Consider the following 6,989-nt stretch of genomic DNA (forward strand, 5'->3'; position numbering starts at 1 on the left):
GGCCTGCACCGCGCGGCGCGCCTGCGCCTGTACAAGCGCATGCTGGACAGGCTTGGCCCCGGCCAGCCGCTGGCCGTCAGCCTGATGGACCTGGATGCCGCATGGCACGCCGGGCATGGCGGGGCCTGCGTGCAGTTTCCCGGCGGCAAGACGGCGCGGGTGGTGCCCCTGTCCGGCGGCGGCAAGTGCGAAAACGGCGGGGGAGGCATCGAGTTTCAGGCGCCCACCTGCCAGCCCTCCCTGCCGAACAAGGCCTAGTTCCTCTCTCGCACCCAGTCCGTTGCCGCGCCTTTTCACAAGGCCTCCCGCCGGTTTGTCGCAGCAACGGCAGGCCTTCCCCGTTCCTGCTCTCGCGCGTGCTTCTCCGCCCGCACCGCCACCTGCCCTGACTCGCCGTGCTTCCGCGCCTGTTCCGCCAATTGCCCTCGGCAATCCTTCCGCATTTCGCGCATTTCTCACGAGCTTGCAGGGGCATGGATTGACAGGGGGCGGCCTTCGCGGTAATCACTCGTGAAAATTATTACAAGGAGGTTCGGGGTGAATATCCTCATCTTCGGTCCCAATGGTAGCGGCAAGGGCACCCAGGGGGCGCTCGTCAAGAAGAAGTACGATCTTGCCCACATCGAATCGGGCGCCATCTTCCGCCAGCACATCGGCGGCGGCACCGAACTTGGCAAGAAGGCCAAGGAATACATCGACCGTGGCGACCTCGTGCCCGACGACATCACCATTCCCATGGTGCTGGAAACCCTGAAGGGCGCCGGTCCCAACGGCTGGCTGCTCGACGGCTTTCCCCGCAACATGGTGCAGGCCCAGAAGCTGTGGGACGCCCTTCAGGCCGAGGGTCTGAAGCTGGATTACGTCATCGAAATCCTGCTGCCCCGCGAAGTGGCCAAGAACCGCATCATGGGCCGCCGCCTCTGCAAGAACGACAACAACCACCCGAACAACATCTTCATCGACGCCATCAAGCCCAACGGCGACGTGTGCCGGGTGTGTGGCGGCAGCCTGTCCGCCCGTGCCGACGACCAGGATGAAGGCGCCATCGGCAAGCGCCACGACATCTACTATAACACCGTGGACGGCACCCTGGCCGCCGCCTACTTCTACAAGGATCTCGCCGCCAAGGGCGTGACCAAGTTCATCGAGCTCGACGGGGAAGGCTCCATCGACTCCATCAAGGAAACCCTGCTGAAGCAGCTGGTCTAGGCCGGTTTCCTCCAAGCCAGAATGCACGGCGCCCCGGTCGCAAGACCGGGGCGCTTTTCTGTTGTTGGCGTCGCTGAGTGTGCGTGCCCCCAACGCCATCCAGGCCCCACTATGCGTGCCGCACGCGGCCATGCACCGTGGAGGACCAAACGCGAAAAGCCCGCCGGACGAATCCGGCGGGCTGACGCGCGAAAGGAAAGGCGGGACTACTCGACGGAGCCCACGGCCTTGGTCAGGCGAGAAATCTTGCGGGCCGCCTTTTTCCAGTGAATGACGCCCTTGCCGGCGGCCTTGTCGAGCACCGACATGGCAGCGGTCAGGGCCTGGGCAGCGGTGTCCTTGTCCTTCTGCAGGACGGCGGCACGCACGGCCTTCACCACGTTCTTGATTCTGGTCTTGGCGGCGCGGTTACGCGCGGCGCGCTTCAGGCTCTGCTTGTGCCGCTTGATGGCAGACTTGTGGTTAGCCAAGGTAACTCCTCCGAATGGCTTCGCAATATATGTTCAGTTAATTTCTGGGCTGGAACACGGGGAACCAGTCAATACCCGCATGGCAGGGGCTTGTCAAGCCCGCGCCTCCGCATTCCGCGCCATTGGCCGAATTTCGGTGAATTTCGTGTGCCAAGGCGCGAGCTAGAAAGCCGGAACATCCGCCCGGCCCCCAACTTCCCCTGCGCTTACAGTCACCGGGGACAAACTACATCTGCAACGCGCCAAAGTCGGCCAGGCGCCCCAGCCGCAGCGTCAACGCCTTCAGCAGGTTCAGGCGGTTGGTGCGCACCGCTGCATCGTCGCACATGACCATCACGCCGTCGAAGAAGGCGTCCACCGCCGGGCGCAGCTCACCCAGGAGGCCGAACAGGCTGGCAAAGTCGTCCGCCGCCCACAGGACTTCGAAACGCGGGGCCACGTCTTCCAGCCGCGCGGCCAGGGCCTTTTCCGCATCCTCGGCCAGCAGGGCGTGGTTGTACGCGCCGTCGAGCACGGCGCCGCCCTCCTGCCCCTGCTTGCGGATGATGTTGGCCGCGCGCTTGAAGGTCAGCACCGCGCTACCGAAGTCGTCGCGTCGGCTGAAGTCGGCCAGCGCGGCCAGACGCGCCCCGGCGGCGCGCACGTCGATTCCCGCGCCCCCCGGCGTATCGGCGGCCAGAGCCGCCTCCACCAGCAGGGTTTCATGCCCGGCGGCCATGAAGTGGTTCTTGAGCCGGGCCATGAAGAACTCTTCCAGCTTCACCAGCGCTTCCGCCGGGGCCAGCTTCCACGCGCGCTCGCCATACAGGGCCAGCGCCGTGCGGAACAGTTCGCGCACATCGATGCGCAGCCCGTGCTCCAGCACGATGCGGGCTATGCCCAGGGCGCAGCGGCGCAGGGCATACGGGTCCGCCGCGCCGGTGGGAATCATGCCCAGGCCGAAGCACCCGGCCATGGTATCCGCCTTGTCGGCGATGGACAGCAGCGCACCCGCCAGGGTGGCGGGCACCGGGCTGTCCGGACCGGCGGGCAGGTACTGTTCGGCCAGGGCGGCGGCCACGGTTTCCGGCTCGCCCATGCGGCGGGCGTAGATGCCGCCCATGATGCCTTGCAGGGTGTCGAATTCACCCACCATCTCGGACACCAGGTCGGCCTTGGACAGGCGACCGGCGCGGGCGCAGGCCGACTCGTCGGCAACGCCTGCGGCCTTGGCCAGCCAGGCGCACAGCTTTTCGAGGCGGCGCGTCTTGTCACCCATGGAGCCCAACGGCCCGAGGAAGATCACGTTGTCCAGTTCGGCCAGCCAGGCGTCGAAGCTGGCGGCAAGGTCGGTCTTCCAGAAGAAGCGGCCGTCCTCCAGCCGGGCGCGCAGCACGCGTTCCCAGCCCTTCTTGACCAGCGCCACATCCAGCGGAGTGAGGTTCAGCACGGTGAGAAAGTGCGGCAGCAGCGCACCGTCCGGCCCTTCCACGCCAAAGCTCTTCTGGTGGCTTTCCATGCTGGTCAGCAGCACTTCGCGCGGCAATTCCAGGAACGAAGGGTCGATGTCGCCCAGCAGCGGCACCGGATGCTCGGCAAGGCCCTGCACTTCGTCCAGCAGGCTTTCCTTCCACAGGATGCGCCCGCCCGCAGCCTCTGCGGCGGCGTTGCCGCCCGCAAGGATCATGGCGCGGCGCTCCGCCGGGTCGGGCGTGACGCCGCCCTTTTCGGTGACCACGTTCAGGTAGTCGTCGGCCGATTTCACCACCAGCGGACCGGCCCCGTGGATGCGATGGCCCCAGGTGACCCCGCCGGAAACCACGCCGCCCACCTCGAAGGGCACCACCGCGTCGTCGAACAGGGCCAGCAGCCAGCGCAGCGGACGACCGAAGGTGAAATCGCCGCTGCCCCAGCGCATGCGCTTGGGGAACGGCAGCGCGGCCACGATGGCCGGGCAGGCGGCGGCGATGAGATCCGCCGACATGGCCCCGCCGGTGCGCTTGCGCACGGCGATGTATTCGCCCTTGTCCGTGGACAGGGTGAAAATGTCGGCCATTTCCACGCCCTGGGTGCGGGCAAAGCCTTCCGCAGCCTTGGTGGGCTTGCCTTCGGCGTCGAAGGCCACGCGCACCGGCGGGCCGGGCACCACTTCTTCCGCCTCGCGCTGCACGGGGTTGATACCCTCGATGAGCACGGCGGCGCGGCGGGGGGTGGTCAGCACCCGGATGGATTCATGCTCCACGCCGTCGTCGTCCAACGCGCGGGCAAAGCGTTCCGCCAGTTCCCGCTCCAGGCCGGGCAGGAAACGGGAGGGCAGTTCCTCGAAACCTATTTCAAGCACGAATTGCGACATGCTCACGTCCTTCCTTCTTGTTCCGGGCTAGCGGGCGGCCAGCATGGGATAGCCAAGCTCCTCGCGCTGGGCGGCATACAGCCGCGCCACGGCAGAAGCCAGGGCACGCACGCGGCCAATGTAGCCGGTGCGTTCGGTGATGGAGATGGCCCCGCGCGCGTCAAGCAGGTTGAAGGTGTGCGAGCACTTCAGGCAGTAATCGTAGGCAGGCCACAACAACCCTTCGTCGCACAGCCGCTTGCACTCGGCCTCGCAGGCATTGAACTGGTCCAGCAGCATCTTCGGGTTGCTGGCCTCGAAGTTGTACTTCGACTGCTCCACCTCGTTCTGGTGGTAGATGTTCCCGTAGGTTACCCGGTCGTTCCACGAAAGGTCGTAGACCGACTCCTTGCCCTGCAGGTACATGCACAGCCGTTCAAGCCCGTAGGTGATTTCCACGCTGGTGGGGGCAAGGTCTATGCCGCCCACCTGCTGGAAGTAGGTGAACTGGGTCACTTCCATGCCGTTCAGCCACACCTCCCAGCCAAGCCCCCAGGCGCCCAGGGTGGGCGATTCCCAGTCGTCCTCCACAAAACGGATGTCGTGGGCGGCCGGGTCGATGCCGAGGGCGCGCAGGCTGTCCAGATAGATGTCCTGCACGTTGTCGGGCGAAGGCTTCAGGATGACCTGAAACTGGAAGTAGTGCTGGAGCCGGTTGGGGTTTTCGCCGTAGCGGCCATCGGTGGGACGGCGCGAAGGCTCCACGTAGGCCACGTTCCACGGCTCCGGCCCGATGACGCGCAGGAAGGTCGAGGGGTTGAAGGTACCGGCCCCGCATTCCACGTCGATGGGCTGCATGATCACGCAGCCCCGCTTGGCCCAGAAATTCTGCAAGGTGAGGATGACGTCCTGAAAAAGCATGCTGTACCCCTGATTATCCTGACTTGACCTGACTGTTGACGCTGGTGGCGGACCAACAGGACTGGCTGACTCGGCGGGTTCGGCTGCTCCGCCTTGTCTGGCTGATCCACCTCATCTGATGGTCCGCCTCGTCCGGTTGGCCCGGCATGCGGCCCCGCGCTACAGGCGGCGGAACCGCCCGTTGTCCCACGCAAGGCCGATGTGAAACTGTATGAAGCCTTCCACCGCCCGGGTGCACTGCCGCCGCACGGCGGCCCTGTTCCTGGCGTCGGCGGGGTTCGGCATGCCACCCGCATCAGGCCTGTCCGCCAGATTGGGTTGGCTGGACTGGCCGGATTGACCTGACTGACCGGCTGACGGGCCAGCCACCAACGCTGCCGACGCAACAGGCCGCAGCGGCACCGACGCATCGGCGTCGCGCCCCGCCCTCGAAATTTCCTGTTGCCGTGCCGCGGGTCCACCGGCCCGACCGTCGCTAGCCATGTCCGTGCCGTTCATGTCCTCGCTGCCGAGCACCGGCCCGAACGGATCGCTCTCGAACACCGCACTGCCGTTCCACAGGGGGCGTGGAGCATCCTTGGGCGTCGGCTGTGCGGGTGCGGAGTCATCCCGCCCCTCTCCGGCTGCGGGTACGGCTCCGACTGCCCGGACACTGCCCGGCAGAACGCTGTCCGGCAGGGCGCTGTCCGGCAAACGGCACAGACAGTCGTCCAGCGAACCGTGCCCGCCGTCGCCAAAGGCGAGGCCCGACAGGCTACCCAGAAAACGCCCGTCCATGAACCGGGGCGACGCCCCGCCAGCAAAGCCGTTGCGGGCGGAATCGGCACGGGGGGTCATGTCCGGCGGGGGCAGATCGTACTCCGCCCCGTACACGCCGGAGGCAGCAGTCAAGGGTGCATTGCCGTCCGGCACATTTCCACCCGGCGGCGGGGGAGACATTGGGGGAGCATCCCCCTGCTCCGGCATCACGCCGCCCATCCCCGGTGCCGGGGGCAGCACGCCCGGCCACAGAAGCGGTGAATTGTCCTGCACAAAGCGCAACACGTCAAGCGCTTCACGCTCCACCCGCACACGCGGCCCCGGCAACGGCAGGCAGGCATCGCACTGGGCCGCACCCTCCTGCACCAGAAAGGCCGCACCGGCAACATGGGTCAAGTCCGCGCCGCAGGTGGCGCAACTGTCCAGACGGGGCGCATAGCCCTGCTCCGCCGCCAGGCGCAGCCGGAACAGCACCGGCAGCATGTCGGGCACGGGGCCGCCGCCCTCCAGCAGTTCCAGCACGCCCTCGACCAGCTGATGGGTGGCCGCAGCCCCTTCCGGGCCGCAGCCCAGGGCTTCGAGAAATTTCAGACAGTTCACCGCCGCGCCAAATCGCGGCCAGTCGCGGCGCAGACGATCAGGTCCGCGCAGCAGGGTGCCTTCCTGAATGGACAGGTACTGCCCGCCGCGCGTGGACTTTACCCGCAGGAGCGAGCGATTGAACAGGTCAAGACAGCCACAGAATCGCTTGCGGCTGCGGCAGCCGCCGAAGGCGAAGGCGGTGAGCAGACCGCGTGTCGGAGACAGGAAGCGGACCCAAAGGTCCGCTTCCCTGAATCGTCCGGTGCGGACGATCAGCACCTGTTCCGAAAACTCCATGGCAGCCCTGCCCTTGCGGGCGTTGTTGCGTCGGCGCGGTCGGCACCGGGCAGCCGACCAGACCCACTGCCCGCTACTGCGCCTGCGGCGGAAACACCAGGGTCCGCACCTGGCCCATATCGCCGGGCGCGGGCTGTTCCTGCCCGTTGTAGCGAATGCGCACCCCGCCCGCGTTGCCGAGCTTGAGCGTGAGGCGCTTGGAAAAGGTCAGCGCAAAGGTCTGGCCCTTGTGCAGCGAGAACTGGCGCACGTCGGAATCATCCGCGCTGGAATGCACCCAGCAGTCGGCCAGGGCGATGACCACGATACGGTGCGTGCCGCCCGCCAGCATGGAGCCGTCGGTGTCGGCGCCGCCCGTGGCGGCTGCCTCGCTGTCGAACACGCCGCCCTGCGGACCGCCCGCGACAGCGGCGGGCGCAGCGGGCGTGGCCGGGGCAGAC

The 6,989-nt window shown here is 67.0% G+C and carries 5 protein-coding genes and 3 pseudogenes; 2 read left to right on the forward strand and 6 right to left on the reverse strand.

The window, feature by feature from the left end; all coding sequences use genetic code 11:
- Positions 1-258: pseudogene (locus tag FVW27_RS04110) on the forward strand (tRNA lysidine(34) synthetase TilS); the annotation flags it as partial.
- A 279-nt stretch (positions 259-537) separates the two neighbouring features.
- Positions 538-1,209: an adenylate kinase gene (locus tag FVW27_RS04115; RefSeq protein WP_167122982.1), complete on the forward strand. Its 672-nt coding sequence runs from the start codon at positions 538-540 to the stop codon at positions 1,207-1,209.
- 206 nt (positions 1,210-1,415) lie between these two features.
- On the opposite strand, the gene rpsT is transcribed toward FVW27_RS04115, so the two are convergent.
- The 6 genes and pseudogenes from rpsT to FVW27_RS04140 form a co-directional block, all read right to left on the reverse strand.
- Positions 1,416-1,679, reverse strand: a complete 264-nt coding sequence (gene rpsT / locus FVW27_RS04120; RefSeq protein ID WP_035064368.1) for a 30S ribosomal protein S20 — start codon at positions 1,677-1,679, stop codon at positions 1,416-1,418.
- 226 nt (positions 1,680-1,905) lie between these two features.
- Positions 1,906-4,011 (reverse strand): glycine--tRNA ligase subunit beta, encoded by a 2,106-nt coding sequence (glyS, locus tag FVW27_RS04125; RefSeq protein ID WP_167122984.1) that lies wholly within the window; start codon positions 4,009-4,011, stop codon positions 1,906-1,908.
- Between the two features lie 27 nt (positions 4,012-4,038).
- Complete coding sequence (glyQ, locus tag FVW27_RS04130) at positions 4,039-4,911, reverse strand: glycine--tRNA ligase subunit alpha (RefSeq protein ID WP_167122986.1); 873 nt, start codon at positions 4,909-4,911, stop codon at positions 4,039-4,041.
- A 159-nt stretch (positions 4,912-5,070) separates the two neighbouring features.
- A pseudogene (locus tag FVW27_RS20800) lies at positions 5,071-5,157 on the reverse strand (DNA repair protein RecO); the annotation flags it as partial.
- A gap of 759 nt (positions 5,158-5,916) precedes the next feature.
- Positions 5,917-6,549: pseudogene (gene recO, locus FVW27_RS20805) on the reverse strand (DNA repair protein RecO); the annotation flags it as partial.
- Between the two features lie 73 nt (positions 6,550-6,622).
- Positions 6,623-6,989: DUF4115 domain-containing protein (locus FVW27_RS04140; protein ID WP_167122990.1), on the reverse strand; the 367-nt coding region annotated here is incomplete at its 5' end.

It is taken from the genome of Nitratidesulfovibrio liaohensis (assembly GCF_011682075.1).
Lineage (GTDB): Bacteria > Desulfobacterota > Desulfovibrionia > Desulfovibrionales > Desulfovibrionaceae > Cupidesulfovibrio > Cupidesulfovibrio liaohensis.

What these genes read in the sequence shown, in the direction of transcription:
- glyS (WP_167122984.1), bottom strand. Translation starts at nt 4,011, where the DNA reads ATGTCGCAATTCGTGCTTGAAATAGGTTTCGAGGAACTGCCCTCCCGT.
- glyQ (WP_167122986.1), bottom strand. Translation starts at nt 4,911, where the DNA reads ATGCTTTTTCAGGACGTCATCCTCACCTTGCAGAATTTCTGGGCCAAG.